This is a genomic window from Hyphobacterium sp., assembly GCF_965229905.1.
In the GTDB taxonomy this organism is placed as follows: Bacteria; Pseudomonadota; Alphaproteobacteria; order Caulobacterales; family Maricaulaceae; genus Hyphobacterium.
In genome coordinates this window covers 807,552-824,659 of record NZ_OZ245930.1, presented here as the reverse complement: position 1 = coordinate 824,659, position 17,108 = coordinate 807,552, and the positions used below count along the sequence as shown (strand labels likewise).

Sequence of the window (17,108 nt, the reverse complement as noted above, 5' to 3'; positions counted from 1 at the left end):
AAGGGTGAAAATGCACTAGCGGGTGTCCGTCAGCACCAGTTCCGCATCCTCGACGGCGGTGAGGGTCAGCGTGTCGACGTCGCGGATTGCGGCTCCGTCCCGTGCCCCGACCGTTTCGCCATTGACCTCGACCGTGCCGCGCGTTGTGGCGAGATACTGGAAGCGCCCGGGCTCCGGCTTGTAGGTGATGCTCTGTCCGGCTTTCAACGTTGCGCCCATGACTTTGGCGTCCGCTCGGATCATCAGACCGCCGTCACGGTCTGGAGACCCTGAAGCCAGCACGACGAGTTGGCCGGCCCGGTCATCCTTGGGGAAGGCCATGGCGTCCCAGCGGGGTTCGCCGCCGCGTGTCTCGGGCTGGATCCAGATCTGGAAAATCCGCGTCAGCTCGTCCTCCTGATTGTACTCGGCGTGGCGGATGCCCGATCCGGCCGACATCACCTGGACATCGCCGGCAACGGTCCGGCCCTTATTGCCCAGACTGTCCTGATGGCTGATCGCGCCGTCGCGCACATAGGTGATGATCTCCATGTCCGAATGCGGATGGGGCGGGAAACCCGATTGCGGTTGGATTTCATCGTCGTTCCAGACCCGCAGCGCGCCCCAGCCCATCCGGGCAGGATCGTGATACTGGCCGAAACTGAAATGATGGCGGGCATTAAGCCAGTCGATCTGGAAATGCCCCAGACTGTCGAAAGACCGGATATCGATCATGTAAACCTCCATTGCTGAGCTGTTGGAGGCAGATTTAGAGCTGGGAGCGCTGGTCAGTAATAGCCGAATGAGAGGGTTATTGTTTCCGGATCGGATGCAATCTACTCGTCCTTGGCCATCCGGACCTCGATCGGCGTGCCGCCCTTGAAGTGAATATCCCGTTGCGGGAAGGGGAAGGCGACGCCGTTCTCGGCAAAGGCTTTCCAGATCGCCAGTAACACCTCGCTCGAAACATTGTTGACGCCCTGGCCCGGGTCGGCGATCCAGAACCGGATCTCGAGATCGATCGAATTGTCACCGAACCCGCGTAAGAGACAGCGCGGCGCCGGCGACCCCAATACACGGGGAACGGTGCCGGCGGCTTCGACGGCCAGCTCCATCGCGGTCGGCACATCGGTCGAATAATCCACTCCGATCGCCCGCTTGATTCGCACCGCATGATCCGAGAACGACCAGTTGATCACCTTTGTGGTGATGAACTCCTCGTTCGGTATCAGGTGCTCCATACCGTCGCGTGTGATCACCGATGCGAACCGCATCCCGAGTGAATTCACCCGGCCATAGGTGTCGTCCAGCGTGATGACATCTCCGGGCTTGATCGAGCGGTCGAGCAGCAAAATCACGCCGGAGACCAGATTCGAGAAGATTTTCTGCAGGCCGAATCCGATACCCAGACCGACGGCACCGGAGAAGATCGCCAGCGCGCCGAGCGGAATGCCGAGACTCGAAATCGCGAGCAGAACGGCAGACGCGAGCAGCGTGATCTGGACTGACTTGCCAATCAGCAACCGGGCCGACGGGTTGAGACTCGGCAACTTGTTGATCCGGGCCGACAAAACGGCTGCGACGCGCGACGCCAGCCAATAAAGGATGATCAGCAGGACCAGAGCCTGGATTGCTGACATGATGGACACGCGGCCGCCGCCGACCGGCATGCCCAGCCATGTCAGAAAATCAATCGTCGGCTGCAGCCAACCGATGATATTCATCGCCGCGATGGCCCAGCCGAGTATGGCAATGGTCCGTGACCAGAAGGGCTCCGAAATGAACCCGCTGATGGCGCGGATGATCGCCCAGGCGCCCACGAGATTCGCCCCCAGGCGGACCCAGAAGAAATCCATTTCGAGCTGTTGGAGCGTGAACAGGACCGCCGACAGGAAGACCCAGGCGAGCGCCGGGCCCAGAACCGGTGTCAGGAACCGCACCGCTCCGCTGCGCACGCGGCGCAGCACGCCGAAGCTGAACAATCGCTCGAGCACTTTGCCCAGCGGTTTGCGCAGCGCAAACGCCAGAATGGCCGCCACCGCGATGCACGCCATCTGAACGCCGAAATCGACACTCACCAGCGCGGATTGCAGCCATTCCCAGAATGCCGCCAGCCGCTCGCGCCAGATTTCCGGATCGGCAAGCTCTTCGAGATCGGGCGTCTCGATTGGCGGCGGCGGTGGATTGCTGGCCATGAATCAGGACGATAGGCCAGATTGCGGTGGCTCGTCGAGCGCCTTATTGGCCCTCGCGCCGCCAGCCCCAGCCCAGCGCGGCGACGATCAACAGGAGAATGAGAAGTGCCGGCAGAAGCGGCATGCGGTCCGCGCCGCGGACGATGTAGCGCTCATTGCGCTGCAACCCGTACCAGTTCCGGCCCGATGCATCGCTTCCCGCGCGCGTCCGGCGTATGCCAGGCAAGGCGGTGTCGGCCGATGCATTCAGGATGTAGGCACCGCCTCCGGTCTCGCGCAGCAGCGGCTCCAGCAGCTCGGCCGTCGGTTGCAGATTGGCATATTCCAGCGGGTTGAGCGGTCCGAGCGCGGTGACGGCTGTCAGATTTCCGGACCGCAATCGCACGAGGCCTGCCTGCTCCGTGACATCCGTGGTCGCGCTGAAGCGGCCGGGGTCCCCGGTCGGGGTCATGTCCAGCGTTTCCGTACGGCCCGATGGCCATTCCAGTTCCAGCTCGGGGGGTGAGTCGGCGAGCGTCGTTCTTTCGGCAATCAATTCGCCATTGAACGCGGCTGCGGACAGACGCTCCTCGTCGAGTTCGGGCTCGCCCATCAGCCAGTGCGCGACCCGCCGGAACATCTCGCCATGCGGACCCCCGCCCTGATAACCCCTTGCCCACAACCAGCTCTGATCGGACAGCACGACCGCCGCACGGCCTTGCCCCGCCCGCGCCAGTACGAGCAGCGGCCCGCCATCAGGCGCTTCCAGCAGCGTCTCTCCACCCAGCACGGTCGCATCGATCCGCCGGAACCATTCGCCCCAGGGTGCTTCGCTATCCGTCGGCGCCAGATTGGCCGTGACCGGATGACGTTCACCCGCTTCGGTCACTTCCGGCCGGAAGCCGCCGCTTGCAATAATACCCGTAGGCCGCGCCGGAATCACCGCCGCCAACGGTGAACGGTAAAGCGAATCGGCCTGGCCGAAGGGCGGGCCGGCCGTGATCAGCAGCGCGCCGCCATTGTCGACATAGCGTGCGATGTAATCGAAATAGAGCGGCGGCATGATCGCGCGGCGGCGATATCGGTCGAAAATGACCAGGTCGAATTCCTCAAGGCGTTCCTCGAACAATTCGCGGGTCGGGAAGGGGATCAGCGACAACTCGTCGACCGGCGTGGAATCATTGCGGTCTAGCGGCCGCAGAATGGTGAAGTGCACCAGGTCCACGGACGGGTCGGATTTCAGCAGATCGCGCCAGGTGCGCGCACCATTGTGCGGTTCGCCGGTGACCAGCAATACACGCAGCCGGTCGCGTACGCCCGTCACGGACACCGCTGCGCGATTGTTGATGAGCGATAATTCCTCGGGTCCGGGTTCGACCTCGATCTCGATGACATTGGGACCGCGGTGTTCGACCGGCGCCGTGACGGTTGTGTCGGTGCCGATTGTAATCCGCGCGGTCTGTGGCTCCCCCCCGTCGACCCGGAAGGTCAGCGTCGCCGTGCCGGTCATCGCATCGTCCTCGACGCGGATCACGAATTCCGCGGGTTCATCGACCAGCCCGTAGCGCGGGGCTTCGACGATCACCAGACGCCGGTCGCCCTGGTCTGGATTGCCGGTCAACAAATGATGCACCGGAGCATCGATATCCAGCGCGGCAACATCTTCGGGCATGTCGTGCACGCGGCCATCGGAGGCAAGCACAATGCCGGCCAGCCGGTCGCGCGGAATGCCGGCCAGTGCCGACTGAATGGCTTCGATGGCGCGAGTGCCGTCGACACTGTTGCCGATCTCGGCTTCGACAAGTTCCAGGTCGGGATCGCGTTCAGCTTGCGCCCGAAGGTCCGCCAGCGCGGCTTCGGCGGCATCGGCCCGCCCGGGAATCTCCATGGAATCGGACCGGTCGACGATGACGAGCGCAATGTCGGGCAGCGGCTCCCGGTCTTCTTCGACCAGCGACGGGTTCATCAAGACCGCTGTGATCAGCAGAGTCGACAGACTCCGCCACAGCCAGCCATTCAGCCGCCGGACCGCGCCGACAGCGGTCATGCCGAGGGCCAACAGGGCAAGCGTGCCGATTGCCCAGACCGGGATCAGCGGCGCAATGTCGAGCGTCGTGGCGGCCGCACTCATTGGCCCAGCCTTTCCAGCAGGGCCGGGATGTGAACCTGGTCTGCCTTGTAGTTTCCGGTCAGCGCATACATGGCCAGATTGACGCCAAACCGGCGCGCCATCTCGCGTTGCCGGTCGCCGCCCTCCACGGGATAGAGCGGCTGGCCGTTATCATCCACCGCCCAGGCCGAAGCCCAGTCATTGGCGCCGATGATCACACCCGATGTTCCGTCGCGCGAGGCACCATCCGGATCGGCTTCGACCCAGACCTGCCCGCCACTGATCCGGCCCGGAAATTCCTGCAGCAGGTAGAAAGACTTGGTCAGCACATGATCGGGATCGACGGGCGCCAGCGGCGGCACGTCGATCGCTTCAAGGACGCGCGCAAGGCCGGGATGGGGCGCTCCGGCGCGCGAGATCGCAATGTCCGCATCCTGTGTGTCGAACACGATCAGCCCGCCCGACTGGATATACCGGTTCACACGCGCGGCAGCCTCTTCCGACAAAGGCGGCGCGTCACGGGTGATGGGCCAGTAGAGGATCGGGAAGAACACCAGCTCATGGGTCTCCACATTGACCGCCATGGGGGCTTCCGGCTCCATCGCGCTGCGCCACCAGATCTGTTGTGACAGACCCACAAGGCCGGCGCGGCTGCGGGCATCGATGTCGCGATTGCCGGTTTCGACATAGCCGAACCGCAGATTGAGTGCTGCATCCAGCTCGAAACTGTCTAGATACTCCGTTTCTTGGGCGTCCACAGCCGGAGCGCCAAGCATCAGGCCGGCGGCCAGCAGAATGCCGGCAACTGCACCGCCGCCGCGTGGCAGCCGGAAACGGGGCAGGCGGCCGGCGAGCGCGAGTGCCAGGATCGCATCAATCGCCAGGAGAATGAGGGCCAGGGCCAGCAACGGGCCGGCGAAGCGCCGTTCCGCCGGCGCTTCCAGATTGGCAAAGGAAATCCCGGGCAGCGATCGCGGCAGGGCCTGAAGCGTGTCACCGGCACGCAAGACGTTCAGCGCGGCACTGGCGGTGCCCAGCCGGTAGATGCCCGGTGGTGTGGTCGGACTCGCTTCGGCCTGTTCCCAATTCGGGGCCGGCACCGGGCGCGCCGAAACCGGCGGATTGGACAGCCGGCCTTCACCGTCAAGCGCCCGGTCGATGACATAGGCGCCGGTTTGCGTCGGCGTCGCACTGCCGCCCTGGGCTAACGCCGTCACTCGCCGCAGCATGCGCGGAAACAACCCGGTGAGCGGCAGATCCGACCAGCCGGGGCCAGCCGTCACATGGAACAGCACCACCCATCCCTCGCCCTGACGCATTGCGGTTACGAGCGGTGTGCCATCTTCAAGGCGCGCCCAGACCCGGTCGGCAGATGCCGTGCCGGGTTCGGCGAGGACTTGGCGTGAAACGGTGGCCTCGGCGGGAATCCTCAATCCGGCGAATGGTGAGTCGGCGCCAAAAGCCGCCAGCGTTTGCGGGTCTTCCCAGGACAGCGCGCTGCCGAACAGCCGTCCGCCCTCACGCAATTGAACCGGCAGCAGCTCGTCCGGCCGGGCGGCCAGGCGGGGCCCGGCAAAACGGACTAACAGGCCGCCGCGATCAACGAATTCGGTGATCCGCGGATCGTCGGTCCGCGCTGCATCTACCATGATGAGCGCCGACACATTCGCCCCCAACAACGCGTCCAGATCGTCGCGCCGTGCCTCGGTGAACGGTTCGATGGCCCGCATGATGTAGTGCAAATCGGAGAGGAGCGGCTGCCCGTCCTCGCTCGCCGCATCGATCACGCCGACCCGCGGCCGCTGCCAGGCATCGTCCGTCAGCTGGGTGCCGCCCGCCGACCCCTGGCCCTCGATGCGGATCGCGGAAACGCGGTTACGCAGGTCGAGTGGCAGCTCGATATCGGCCCGCGCGCTCATCACTCTGGCGGCAAGCTCGACTTCCGTCCGCGCCACGGCACGTCCATCTGCCGCCGTTGCGACCAGCGCAACCGTGCGGTCCAGTTCGGAATTCACCCGCTGCACGTCGACCGCAAAACCGTTCGGCGTCACGATCGGGGTTCCGAGCGCCAGTGGCGACCGTCCAGGGCCTGGTAGCACCGCGGTGACCGGGCCCAGCGGATTGAGCACATCGGCCAGCGCGTCAACGCCTTCTGATTCAAGCCCGTCCGTCAGCCAGTAAACCCGCATGGAGTTGGAGAGGCCCTCATTTTCGATGGCTTGGCGTATGCGCGCGGCCGCTACGGACCGGTTCGGCGGCCAGGGGCGAACTTCTTCGCCTTCGAGCTGACGCCGCGCGGCATCGGGATCGCCGAGCACCAGCTCGGCATCCGGCGTATCTTCGGCCGTGAAGACAATCGCCGCCGTGCGGCCGGCTTCTTCTGCCAGATCGAGACGGAAATTCGCTTCCCGGACCATGTCGCGCCAGGCGCTGGCCGACGCCCAGCCATTGTCGATCACCAGGAGCAGCGGCCGGGCGGTCGCGACCTCGGGCTCGGGCTGCCACACCGGCCGCGCCAGTGCGATAATCACCAGCGTCGCCAGCAACAGGCGGAACAGGATCAGCCACCACGGCGCGTGATGAGGCGTTTCGGCGTCATCCGGTGCGTCCTTCAACAGGCGCAGTGGCGGAAAGATCGCACGCCGCGGCGGCGGCGGCGTGGCCCGGAGAAGGCGCCACAGGATCGGTAGCGTCAACAGGCCGAGCAGGGCCAGCGGTGACGCGAAGGCGAGAGGACCGATCGCAAACATGATCAGACCTCCCGCGCCAGGGCGCGATAGAGCGCCAGGACCGCCTGCGTGGCAGGGCGGTCGGTGCGGTGGGTTACGAGCGTCCAGTTATACGCCCGCGCCAGATCGGCAAGCCGGTCGCCATGGTCCTGCCAGCGCGCGCGATAGGCTTTCCTCGCCTCCTCGGCGCGGCCAAACAGCAAATGATCGCTGTCATCGACCGCCTCGAACTTGGTGCGGCCCTTGAACGGGAAGTCCTCTTCCATCGGATCGATAATCCGCAACAGCGCGCCGCCGGCCTGCATGGCTGCATAGCGCGACAATCGCGCGCGCCAGGTCTCGATCGGATCCAGAAAGTCGCTGGCCAGTACGACGCGGCCATACTGGAAGATCGGGGCGGCTTCGACCGAAGACAGGCTTCCGGGGCCCGTGGCAAGTCGCAGGGACGTCCGCTCCAGGCCCAGCTCGCCACCGCGCGCCCGCGAGCTTTCGCCGAGTACCGCGACCCGCTCGCCGCCACGCGACAACAATGCCGACATGGCGATCATGCAGACCGCGGCGCGATCCTTTTTCAACGGCAATCCTCGCGCCGACGAGAAATTCATCGTCGCCGACCCGTCGCGCCAGAGCCAGACCGTATTGGCGGATTCCTGTTCATTTTCACGGACATAAAGGTCCGTCGATTTTGCCGACATCCGCCAGTCGACCGCAGCGGCACCGTCTTCGGTACGATGATGGCGGTATTCCCAGAAGGTCTCGCCAAGGCCGCGCTTGCGTTGCCCATGCACACCCATCATCACGCTCGCCGCGATCCGCTCGGCTTCGGCGACCAGCTCGCCAAACGGCGCTGACGCAGCTTCGCCGGCCTGCCGCAGCTCGGCGGCGCGCTGGGTATCGTCACGGGCAAAGGGCGAGCGCATGGGCGCTGGTCTTTCCTAGGCGGCTTTGGCGGCGAGGCGCGAAATGAGCGATTCGAGGGTCAGACCGTCGGCGCGCGCCGCGAAAGATAGCGCCATACGGTGTTTCAGCACCGGCTCGGCCAGCGCTGCGACATCTTCGGTCGACGGCGCCAGGCGGCCTTGCAATAGCGCCCGCGCACGGCAGGCCAGCATCAGCGCCTGACCGGCGCGCGGTCCGGGACCCCAAGAGACGCCGCGCTGCACATCGGCATCATCGCTTTCCTCCGGACGCGCCAGATGAACGAGATCGAGGATCGCTTCAACGACTTTCTCGCCGACCGGCATGCGCCGCACCAGCAGTTGAAGATCGAGGATTTCATCCGGCGACAGCACGGGCTCGGCCTCACCTTCGCTTGCGCCCGTCGTGGCCAGCAGAATCTCCCGCTCGTCGCCGCGTTCCGGATACGGAATATCGACGCGCAACAGGAAGCGGTCGAGCTGGGCTTCAGGCAGCGGATAGGTGCCTTCCTGCTCGATCGGGTTCTGCGTTGCCAACACGTGGAAAGGCGCCGGCAGGTCATGCCGTTCGCCGGCCACGGTCACATAGCGTTCCTGCATTGCCTGCAGGAGGGCGGCCTGGGTCCGGGGGCTGGCTCGGTTGATCTCGTCCGCCATCAGCAGGCGGCAAAAGACGGGTCCGGGAATGAAGCGGAAGGAGCGCTTGCCGGTCTTGTTTTCCTCCAGCACTTCCGAGCCGATGATATCGGCCGGCATCAGGTCCGGCGTGAATTGGATGCGCTTGGTGTCGAGCCCGGTGGCCACCGCAATCGTGTCGACCAGGCGGGTCTTCGCCAGGCCGGGGGCGCCGACGAGCAGGGCGTGACCGCCGGACAGGATCGCGGCCAGGCAGAGCTCGACCTGGTCCTCCAGGCCGTAAATCACCTTACCGATCGATGCGCGCGTTTCGGAAAGCCGTGCGGCGGCAATGTCGGCGGCCTTAACCACATCCATATCGGCCAATGACTCGCGCTTTGGCGCCGCCGGTTTACGCGTCCGCCGGGGCTTTGCGGCCGTGCCGGCGGTCTTTTTCGTGGTGCTTGCCGGTTTTCTCGCCAAGGTAATCTCCTTAAATCCCGGTTCTGGACGGCACGCGCCATTGTCTGGCGCCGTCCAGAGATGAAGAATGACGGTGCAAAAACGGAGTGTCCATGCCTGCCGATGATATGATGCAGTCGCTTTTGAAGGCAGCGGAATCCGCAGGCGACGGCTTGCCGCCGGTCGAGAAATGGAATCCCGAGCATTGCGGCACGATGGATCTCGTCATTCGTCGCGATGGCAGTTGGTGGCATGAAGGTCGTCGCATCACGCGAGACCGTCTTGTACGCCTGTTTGCGCGTATCTTGCGAAAAGATGACGATGGCGTTCATTATCTCGTGACGCCGGTGGAAAAGCAGGCCGTCAAGGTCGAGACCGCGCCGTTCGTGGCGATTCGGGTCGACCGTGCTGAGGAAAACGGCGAGCCGGTCTTGGTCTTCACTTCAAATGTTGGTGATGTGGTCGCCGCGGGCCCCGATCATCCGATCCGCGTGGAAACCGATCCCGATACCGGTGAACCGGAACCCTTCATCCTGATCCGCAGCCGCCTCGAAGCCCTCATCAACCGGCCGTCCTTCTATGAGCTCGTCGAAGCCGCCGACGTCCGCGAGGAGGGCGGCAAACGCGTGCTCTATGTCCGTTCGCGCGGCGTGGACTTCCGGCTGGGCACCGCGGAATGACGCCGGACGCCATCCTGACCTTGATGGACGAGCGGCTCGACCATCCCGAACGCCCGCAGAAAAGTCCGGCGCGCGGCGATGGCGATCTCAATGATCTGCCCTCGCCAACCGGCCGTGCGCTGAACCAGGCCGCGGTCCTTGCGCCACTGATCCTGCATGACGGCCCGCCGAGATTCCTGTTCACCGTGCGCGCCGCGCACCTGACCAAGCATGCCGGCCAGATCAGCTTTCCCGGCGGGCGCCGGGAGCCGGGCGAAACCTTGTGGGAAGCCGCCTTGCGCGAAACCCGCGAAGAGATCGGGATCACCGCGGATCACATCGACATCCTCGGCTGTTTCGACCCCTATGAAACGGTGACGGCGTTTCAGGTCACACCGTTTGTCGGCCTTTTGCGGCCGGGTTACACCGTGACGCCGGACCATCAAGAGGTATCCGACGTCTTCGAAACCCCCTTTGATTTCCTGATGGATTCCGCCAACCATGAACGTCATGAGCGCGAATTTCGCGGCCAGATGCGCCGCTTCTGGGCGATGCCGTGGAAAGAGCGCTATATATGGGGAGCAACGGCCGGCATGCTCAGGGCGCTGCATGACCGCCTGATTGGAGACGATTGATGGTCCGTCTGGCCTTTTTCGAGATGCTGCTCTTCCTGACGCCCTTCATCGCGTTTGCGCTATGGCGCTTGTCGATGCAGGCCAGCGCGGAGATCGCCGAACACAAACCCGCCCCGGTCTGGATCTTGTCCGCCATCGGCGGGTTCCTGGCCGCGGCCGGCTTCGTTTTCCTGGTGTTCATTTCGGATACCGGCGATTCCGAGCACACCACCTATGTCCCGCCCCGGTTGGGCGCTGATGGGATCCAACGCGCCGAGTTCAACGACAATCCCGGCGAAGCGCCGCCCGAGGATGCGCGCAATTTCGGCCAGCCATCTGATCACACCGTCACCACCGATCTCGACGAGGAAGAGGATGACGGCGATCCGCCTCGACCCCGCTGATCATGCCTGGATGACCCACCCGGCCACCCGCCGGGTCATGAATGCGCTGGAAAATGCCGCGCCCGGCGGCGCCCGCTTTGTCGGCGGTTGCGTCCGGAACGCATTGCTGGGCGCACCGGTCGCGGATATCGACATCGCCACCGTGCTTGAGCCCGCTGCCGCCCAAGCAGCGCTCGAAGCGGCAAAGATCGCCATTCATCCCACCGGCATCGAGCATGGCACGCTCACCGCCGTGGCGGATCACCGTCCGTTCGAAGTGACGACGCTGCGCCGTGACGTGTCGACGGATGGCCGCCGCGCCACGGTCGCCTTCACCACGGACTGGGCGGAAGATGCGGCCCGCCGCGATTTCCGCCTCAACGCGCTTTATGCCGATGCCGCCGGCAAGATCTACGACCCCGTTGGCGGATTGGCCGATATCGGGACGCGACGCATTGTCTTCATCGGTAAGGCCGAGGACCGCATCGCGGAAGACTATCTCCGCATCCTGCGTTTCTTCCGCTTCCATGCCTGGTACGGGCGGGGCGAGCCGGACCCGGCCGGGCTGGCGGCCTGCGCCAGCATGACAGATGGTTTGGCACAATTGTCCGCAGAACGCGTCTGGATGGAAACCAAGAAACTCTTGGCGGCACCCGATCCGGTCCGCGTTCTGGAGCTGATGTCAGAGACGGGGATCGCAGAGGCCCTCTACCGGTCGGAGCCGGATACGGGCCGCCTGTCGCGGCTGATTGCGTTAGGCGGTGACGACAGCCTGTTGCGGTTTGCCGCGACCTTCGGCGAGCAGGCTGTTCGGCTCATCCGCGACATGAAAATGTCGAATGCCGAGGCGTTCCGGATCCGCCAAATGGCCGATGCGGACCTCGCCGCCGATATTGCCGCGGACTGGCCGCTGCGTGCCGAGCTCGAAAAGCGGGTCTACCGGCATGGCAACCAGGTCCTGGCCGACCTGCTCTATTTGCTGTTTTCGCGGGATCGCCCGCCGCCGGAAGGCTGGGGCGGTGCGATCGCGCACGTCTTGTCGTTCAAGGCGCCCGGCTTCCCGGTGAACGGTGCGGATCTCAAGAAGGCTGGTCTCAAGCCGGGACCGGAGATGGGCGAGACGCTAAGACGGCTGGAAGAGGCCTGGATCGACAGCCGGTTCCGCCTGACGAGGGCAGACCTGCTGGACCGGCTCTAAATCCCTACGGCCATTTCGCTTCCGGCGGCATGGAGGACAGGATCGATGTCACATTGCCACCGGTTTCCAGCCCGAACTTGGTGCCGCGGTCGTACAGCAGATTGAACTCCGCATAGCGCCCGCGCCGCACCAGCTGCTCCTCCCGGTCCTCCGGCGTCCAGGGCTGTGCCATGCGCGAGCGGACGATCTTCGGATAGACCTCCAGGAAGGCCCGACCGACATCCTGGGTGAAAGCGAAATCGGCCTCCCAGTCGCCGGTATCGTGGCGGTCGTAGAATATCCCGCCGACGCCGCGCGGCTCGTCGCGGTGTTTCAGCCAGAAATACTCATCGCACCATTTGTCGAAGCGTTCGTAGTAATCCGCGCCATGTTTGTCGCAGGCGGCTTTGCAGGCCGCATGGAAAGTCACGGCATCATCGGCGGACTTGTTGCGCTGATAGTTCTGCGTCGGGTTGAGATCGAGCCCGCCACCGAACCAGCCGACGGTTGTCGCGATGAAGCGGGTATTCATGTGCACCGCCGGGACGTGCGGATTGCGCATGTGGGCGATCAGCGAAATGCCGGACGCCCAGAAGCGCGGGTCCTCTGCGGCACCGGGGATCTGCTTCGCAAACTCGGGAGAAAACTCGCCATAGACGGTCGAGCAATGGACGCCGACCTTTTCGAACAGCCGTCCGCGCATTATCGACGCAACCCCGCCGCCCTGGTCTTCCGATCCGTCGCCGCGCGTCCACGCCTCGCGTTCGAATCGTCCCGTCTCGCCGGGATAGAGATCGGCCGGGGCCTCGTCCTCAAGCCGTTCGAACTCGGCGCAAATCTCGTCACGCAGGGCTTCGAACCAGCCCTTGGCCGTCGCCTTTTCCCGCTCAAGCGTCATCGCCGGGCTCTCCTTGAAATCCAGCATCGTCCTTATTCCTAACTGACCGAATCCGGCCGCGAATAAAACCCCACAGCGCTTGGGGTGACATGAGGCCAGGCGCCGCGCGGCGTTGCGCCGCAGCCGGGAATCTCTCAATTTGCAATTTGAAGGGGAGGTCTGAATGGAAGACACGCAGCTTGTGACGCTTCTGGTGTTGGGCGCGCTGGGCGGGATGGTTGGCCTCATTGTCGGGCTCGCGATCGGGCAGGCCTTTGGTGCCGCCGGCAAGGTTTTTGGTTTCGGCTTGGCGTTGGCGGGCACTGCTGCGAGTGCGCTTTATCTGGCGCCTATGGTGACGCCCACCGTCGAGGATGTCCTGGGCGACATGCTGGCACCGGATCCGGCTGAAGAGATCGAGGCGGGGATGCGCAGCAATCCGCTGATCGACGCCTATTTCACCCGGTATCCCGATGAGACGGCGGCGCACATATCCCGGCTGCAGGCGGTTTTGGCCCAAAACGGTGGGTCAGCGGTCGACCGCGAGATCGCAAGGCTCGGCCGGCAGGTGGAGTTGCAAACCTATGGCCGTGCCGTGCCGCTGGCGCCCGACGACTCGGTTCTTGCGGTCTTTGACCGCCTCCGGCAGATGCTGGCGCTGAACCGTACAGACCCTGATTTTTGCCGCGCTTACGGCATGCGGCCGGACATGGAGGCGGCGGCTGCGATCTATCTTCAGGACGGCCGCCCCAGGCGATCACATTCTCAGAGCGCAACGATCTGTTGCGGCCGGTCGGAACCGCGCTGCGCGCAACCCGCCCGGAAAATGAACAATGGTATTGGGATCAACGCCGGCCGCGCACCGATGAAGAATATCTCGGCTCGTGCGAGGTTTTGATCCGTATGCTTGGCCTGATTGCCACGGAGCCAGACAATGTGCGGGCCATGCGGGCCTTCTTCGATTTAAGTCAGCCTAGCTGACGCATCGCCTCGGCGAGCGCGATGCCGGCGCTCATCGCCACGTTCAGCGAGCGCGCTTCGGGCCGGATCGGAATGATCACCCGGGCGTCGGCATCGGCGTGAACATCGTCCGGTACGCCCGCCGACTCCCGCCCAAACACCAGGTGATCGTCGGGCCGGAATGCAAAATCCCACAGCTTTTCAGCGCCCTGTGTCGTGAACAGCACCATGCGGCCAGCCCCGCGATCGTCTTGCCACCTGTCATACGAATCATGGCGCCGGAAATCCGCAAGCGGGGCGTAATCCAGCGCCGCGCGGCGCATGGCGCGGTCATTGAGCGGAAACGCGCACGGCTCGATCACATCAATGCCCGCGCCGAAACAGGCTGCCAGGCGGATCGATGCGCCGAGGTTTTGCGGAATATCTGGTTGAAAAAATACGAGCCGCATTTTAAGCCGCGCTGGACGTGGGTTCGGGGGATGCGGCGGACTGCCGCTTCGCTCTTCGCGCCCCTTCGGTATAAGTGAGGCGGTGATGCCCTTCTGGGGCAAGCTCCGTCAAGCGGGGAAACCGGCTGCGGCCGCAGCCGGGCAGCCAGGCAATAGACAAGAGGTCGGCCGTGACAGACCAAACGACTGAAGAACCGACACGCCGGGACTTCATTTACATCGTCGCAGGCGGGGCCGCCGCCATCGGCGGTGCCCTTACCTTGTGGCCCTTCATCGACCAGATGAATCCTGCCGCGGACACGCTGGCGCTGGGTTCTATCCGGGTCGACATCTCGCCCATCGCTGTGGGTCAGGAAATCACCGTGATGTACCGCGGCGGTCCGGTGTTCATTCGCCGCCGTACGCCGGAACAGATCGCGGAAGCCCAGAATACCGAGATCGACGGGCTGATCGACGAGCTGGCGCGCAACGAAAACCTGCCGGACGATGCCTCGGCGGTCGACGCCAACCGCGTCCTCAATCCGGAATTCCTGATCGTGAAGGGCAATTGCACGCACCTGGGTTGCGTGCCGGTATCGCAACAGGGCGATTACGATGCCTGGTTCTGTCCGTGCCATGGCTCGCACTACGACACGTCTGCGCGCATCCGCCGCGGTCCGGCCCCCGAAAACCTCCCGGTTCCGGCCTATGTCTTTGAACAGGACGGTGCCGTCGTGAAATTGGGCGCGACGCCGGATGAAGTCGCTGAAGCTGGATGGAGCGTCGCATGAGCCATCAATCGACCTACGAACCGAAGACCGGATTTGAGAAATGGCTCGACGCGCGTCTGCCGATCGTCCGGCTCGGCTATGACAGTTTCGTCGATTTCCCGACACCGCGTAATCTGAACTACTGGTACACGTTCGGCGGCATCCTGGCCGTCATTCTCGTGGCCCAGATTCTGACCGGTGTCGTGCTGGCCATGCACTACGTGCCGCATGAGGATATGGCGTTCGACAGTGTCGAGCGCATCATGCGCGACGTGAATTACGGCTGGTTGATCCGCTATCTGCACTCGAACGGCGCGTCGATGTTCTTCCTCGCCGTCTATCTGCACATGTTCCGCGGTCTCTATTACGGCTCCTACAAGGCGCCGCGCGAGATGCTGTGGATCATCGGTGTGGTTATCTACATCCTGATGATGGCCGCCGCCTTCATGGGCTATGTGCTGCCGTGGGGCCAGATGTCCTATTGGGGCGCCATGGTAATCACCAACCTGCTGGGCGCGCTGCCGATCGTCGGCGAAGCCATCCGCGAATGGCTGTGGGGCGATTTCTCGGTCGGCAATGCGACCCTGAACCGCTTCTTCTCGCTGCACTATCTGATCCCGTTCCTGATCGCCGGCCTGGTGATCCTGCACATCTGGGCGCTGCACGTGCCGGGTAACAACAACCCGACGGGCGTCGAGGTGAAGGGCAAGGGCGATACGCTGCCCTTCCACCCCTACTACACGGTCAAGGACGGGTTCGCGATCGTCGTCTTCCTGATGATCTTCATGGGCTTTGTGTTCTACGCGCCGAACGTGCTGGGTCACGCCGACAACTATATCGAGGCCAACCCGCTCTCGACGCCGTCGCACATCGTGCCGGAATGGTATCTCCTGCCCTTCTACGCGATCCTGCGGGCCATCACCTTCGACATCGGTCCGATCAGCGCCAAGCTCGGCGGTGTGCTGGCCATGTTCGGCGCCATCGGCGTGCTCTTTGTCCTGCCCTGGCTGGACGGCTCGCCGGTGAAGTCGATGCGCTACCGCCCCGTCGCCAAGTGGTTCTTCCTGATCTTCGTGATCACCTGCTTCGGCCTCGGCTGGTGCGGCGCGGTGAACCCGGATGATTACGTCCTCGGCACGCCGATGACCTTCCTCATCCTGGGTCAGATCCTGACGGCGTATTACTTCGCCTACTTCCTGGTCGTCCTGCCGGTGCTCGGATTCATCGAGAAACCGAAGGAACGCCCAGTCAGCATCGAAGCCTCTGTGCTCGGCAAACAGCCCACAGCGGCGCCAGCGGAATAGGGACGGGAGCGAGATAAGATGAAACGTTTTCTTACCACTCTGGCCGCACTGGCCGCCGTCTCTGCTCCGGCGATCGCCGCCGAGGGCGAGTATGCGTCTCCCGAACCGCACACCTGGTCGTGGGAAGGCCCGTTCGGTCAATTCGATGATGCCGAGCTGCAGCGGGGCTTCCTGGTCTACCAGCAGGTCTGCGCGAGCTGTCACGGCATGGACTTGATGAGCTTCCGCAATCTGGGTCAACCGGGTGGTCCGTTCGAACGGATCCCCGACCCGGCACATGAGGGCGAATTCCTCACCTATCCGAATCCGAACGATAATCCGGTCGTGATGCAGATCGCGTCGGAATACATCATCATGGACGGTCCGGACGATGCCGGCGACATGTTCGAGCGTCCGGGCATTCCCGCCGATCGCTTCCCGAACCCGTACGCCAATCCGCAACAGGCCGCGGCGTCGAATGGCGGCGCGGTGCCGCCCGATCTCTCGGTGATCGTGAAAGCGCGCTCGGGCGGTGCGGAATACATCCGCTCGCTTCTGCTCGGATATACCGACGACGTGCCCTACGATGTCGAACTGTTGCCAGGCCAGCACTACAACGAGTATTTCCCGGGCGGCATTATCGCCATGGCGAACCCGCTGACCGAAGGCATCGTGGCCTATGAGGACGGTTCGCCGGAAACCATGGAGCAGTACGCGCACGATTTGACGGCGTTCCTGACCTGGGCGTCGGAACCGCACATGGAACAGCGCAAGCGGATGGGCCTCGCCGTGATGATCTTCCTCCTGATCTTCGCGGTGCTGCTCTGGCTCGCTTACCGCCAGGTCTGGTCGAACGTGAAGCACTAGTTCGCTCGACGAAACCGAGGATTACGGCCGCAGCTCCGCGCTGCGGCCTTTTTCTTTTTCCCCTCACCCGCCTAACGCTGAAATGCTATCGCAGTTCAGCGCCG

The 17,108-nt window shown here is 64.1% G+C and carries 16 protein-coding genes; 8 read left to right on the top strand and 8 right to left on the bottom strand.

From position 1 onward, the window contains the following. Positions 1–15: 15 nt before the first annotated feature. The 6 genes from ACO08C_RS04145 to ACO08C_RS04120 form a co-directional block, all read right to left on the bottom strand. Entirely contained in the window at positions 16–714 is a 699-nt protein-coding gene (locus ACO08C_RS04145) for a pirin family protein (protein ID WP_421787746.1), read from the bottom strand. Positions 715–815: 101 nt separating this feature from the next. After that, positions 816–2,174, bottom strand: a complete 1,359-nt coding sequence (locus tag ACO08C_RS04140; protein ID WP_421787745.1) for a mechanosensitive ion channel family protein — start codon at positions 2,172–2,174, stop codon at positions 816–818. 43 nt (positions 2,175–2,217) lie between these two features. After that, on the bottom strand, positions 2,218–4,284 hold the full coding sequence (locus tag ACO08C_RS04135) for a hypothetical protein (RefSeq protein ID WP_421787744.1): 2,067 nt from the start codon (positions 4,282–4,284) through the stop codon (positions 2,218–2,220). After that, complete coding sequence (locus ACO08C_RS04130) at positions 4,281–7,013, bottom strand: DUF4159 domain-containing protein (protein WP_421787743.1); 2,733 nt, start codon at positions 7,011–7,013, stop codon at positions 4,281–4,283. Before ACO08C_RS04130 ends, ACO08C_RS04135 begins: the two co-directional genes overlap by 4 nt. Before the next feature lie 2 nt (positions 7,014–7,015). Beyond that, entirely contained in the window at positions 7,016–7,912 is an 897-nt protein-coding gene (locus tag ACO08C_RS04125) for a DUF58 domain-containing protein (protein WP_421787742.1), read from the bottom strand. Between the two features lie 15 nt (positions 7,913–7,927). Continuing rightward, positions 7,928–8,902: an AAA family ATPase gene (locus tag ACO08C_RS04120; protein WP_421788652.1), complete on the bottom strand. Its 975-nt coding sequence runs from the start codon at positions 8,900–8,902 to the stop codon at positions 7,928–7,930. Positions 8,903–9,099: 197 nt separating this feature from the next. Between ACO08C_RS04120 and ACO08C_RS04115 the strand changes: the two genes are divergently transcribed. The 4 genes from ACO08C_RS04115 to ACO08C_RS04100 are packed head-to-tail and all read left to right on the top strand — an operon-like array spanning position 9,100 to position 11,840. Next, positions 9,100–9,666 carry a DUF1285 domain-containing protein gene (locus ACO08C_RS04115; RefSeq protein WP_421787741.1) on the top strand — a complete coding sequence of 189 codons (567 nt, stop codon included), beginning with the start codon at positions 9,100–9,102 and terminating at the stop codon, positions 9,664–9,666. Further along, complete coding sequence (locus ACO08C_RS04110) at positions 9,663–10,280, top strand: NUDIX hydrolase (protein ID WP_421787740.1); 618 nt, start codon at positions 9,663–9,665, stop codon at positions 10,278–10,280. The genes ACO08C_RS04115 and ACO08C_RS04110 overlap by 4 nt, the downstream gene beginning before the upstream one ends. After that, positions 10,280–10,663, top strand: coding sequence for a hypothetical protein (locus ACO08C_RS04105; RefSeq protein ID WP_421787739.1), 384 nt, complete (start codon positions 10,280–10,282; stop codon positions 10,661–10,663). The genes ACO08C_RS04110 and ACO08C_RS04105 overlap by 1 nt, the downstream gene beginning before the upstream one ends. Then, entirely contained in the window at positions 10,635–11,840 is a 1,206-nt protein-coding gene (locus ACO08C_RS04100; protein ID WP_421787738.1) for a CCA tRNA nucleotidyltransferase, read from the top strand. Before ACO08C_RS04105 ends, ACO08C_RS04100 begins: the two co-directional genes overlap by 29 nt. 4 nt (positions 11,841–11,844) lie before the next feature. On the opposite strand, the gene hemF is transcribed toward ACO08C_RS04100, so the two are convergent. After that, a complete protein-coding gene (hemF, locus tag ACO08C_RS04095) occupies positions 11,845–12,717 on the bottom strand; it encodes an oxygen-dependent coproporphyrinogen oxidase (protein WP_421788651.1) in 873 nt (290 codons plus the stop codon). 163 nt (positions 12,718–12,880) lie between these two features. Between hemF and ACO08C_RS04090 the strand changes: the two genes are divergently transcribed. Then, complete coding sequence (locus ACO08C_RS04090) at positions 12,881–13,594, top strand: hypothetical protein (RefSeq protein WP_421787737.1); 714 nt, start codon at positions 12,881–12,883, stop codon at positions 13,592–13,594. 70 nt (positions 13,595–13,664) lie between these two features. Here the strand turns inward: ACO08C_RS04090 and ACO08C_RS04085 are convergent, their stop codons facing one another. Continuing rightward, complete coding sequence (locus ACO08C_RS04085) at positions 13,665–14,105, bottom strand: tRNA (cytidine(34)-2'-O)-methyltransferase (protein ID WP_421787736.1); 441 nt, start codon at positions 14,103–14,105, stop codon at positions 13,665–13,667. 170 nt (positions 14,106–14,275) lie between these two features. Here ACO08C_RS04085 and petA point away from each other — a divergent pair, with 170 nt between their 5' ends. Genes petA through ACO08C_RS04070 form a run of 3 tightly spaced genes read left to right on the top strand, consistent with a single transcriptional unit; the run spans position 14,276 to position 17,004 of the window. Then, entirely contained in the window at positions 14,276–14,875 is a 600-nt protein-coding gene (gene petA, locus ACO08C_RS04080) for a ubiquinol-cytochrome c reductase iron-sulfur subunit (protein WP_421787735.1), read from the top strand. After that, positions 14,872–16,158, top strand: coding sequence for a cytochrome b (locus ACO08C_RS04075; protein ID WP_421787734.1), 1,287 nt, complete (start codon positions 14,872–14,874; stop codon positions 16,156–16,158). Before petA ends, ACO08C_RS04075 begins: the two co-directional genes overlap by 4 nt. An 18-nt stretch (positions 16,159–16,176) precedes the next feature. Next, a complete protein-coding gene (locus ACO08C_RS04070) occupies positions 16,177–17,004 on the top strand; it encodes a cytochrome c1 (RefSeq protein WP_421787733.1) in 828 nt (275 codons plus the stop codon). Positions 17,005–17,108: the final 104 nt, after the last annotated feature.

Coding starts and splice junctions, on each gene's coding strand:
- ACO08C_RS04145 (WP_421787746.1), bottom strand. CDS start 714: ATGATCGATATCCGGTCTTTCGACAGTCTGGGGCATTTCCAGATCGAC.
- ACO08C_RS04140 (WP_421787745.1), bottom strand. CDS start 2,174: ATGGCCAGCAATCCACCGCCGCCGCCAATCGAGACGCCCGATCTCGAA.
- ACO08C_RS04135 (WP_421787744.1), bottom strand. CDS start 4,284: ATGAGTGCGGCCGCCACGACGCTCGACATTGCGCCGCTGATCCCGGTC.
- ACO08C_RS04130 (WP_421787743.1), bottom strand. CDS start 7,013: ATGTTTGCGATCGGTCCTCTCGCCTTCGCGTCACCGCTGGCCCTGCTC.
- ACO08C_RS04125 (WP_421787742.1), bottom strand. CDS start 7,912: ATGCGCTCGCCCTTTGCCCGTGACGATACCCAGCGCGCCGCCGAGCTG.
- ACO08C_RS04120 (WP_421788652.1), bottom strand. CDS start 8,902: ATGGATGTGGTTAAGGCCGCCGACATTGCCGCCGCACGGCTTTCCGAA.
- ACO08C_RS04115 (WP_421787741.1), top strand. CDS start 9,100: ATGCCTGCCGATGATATGATGCAGTCGCTTTTGAAGGCAGCGGAATCC.
- ACO08C_RS04110 (WP_421787740.1), top strand. CDS start 9,663: ATGACGCCGGACGCCATCCTGACCTTGATGGACGAGCGGCTCGACCAT.
- ACO08C_RS04105 (WP_421787739.1), top strand. CDS start 10,280: ATGGTCCGTCTGGCCTTTTTCGAGATGCTGCTCTTCCTGACGCCCTTC.
- ACO08C_RS04100 (WP_421787738.1), top strand. CDS start 10,635: ATGACGGCGATCCGCCTCGACCCCGCTGATCATGCCTGGATGACCCAC.
- hemF (WP_421788651.1), bottom strand. CDS start 12,717: ATGACGCTTGAGCGGGAAAAGGCGACGGCCAAGGGCTGGTTCGAAGCC.
- ACO08C_RS04090 (WP_421787737.1), top strand. CDS start 12,881: ATGGAAGACACGCAGCTTGTGACGCTTCTGGTGTTGGGCGCGCTGGGC.
- ACO08C_RS04085 (WP_421787736.1), bottom strand. CDS start 14,105: ATGCGGCTCGTATTTTTTCAACCAGATATTCCGCAAAACCTCGGCGCA.
- ACO08C_RS04075 (WP_421787734.1), top strand. CDS start 14,872: ATGAGCCATCAATCGACCTACGAACCGAAGACCGGATTTGAGAAATGG.
- ACO08C_RS04070 (WP_421787733.1), top strand. CDS start 16,177: ATGAAACGTTTTCTTACCACTCTGGCCGCACTGGCCGCCGTCTCTGCT.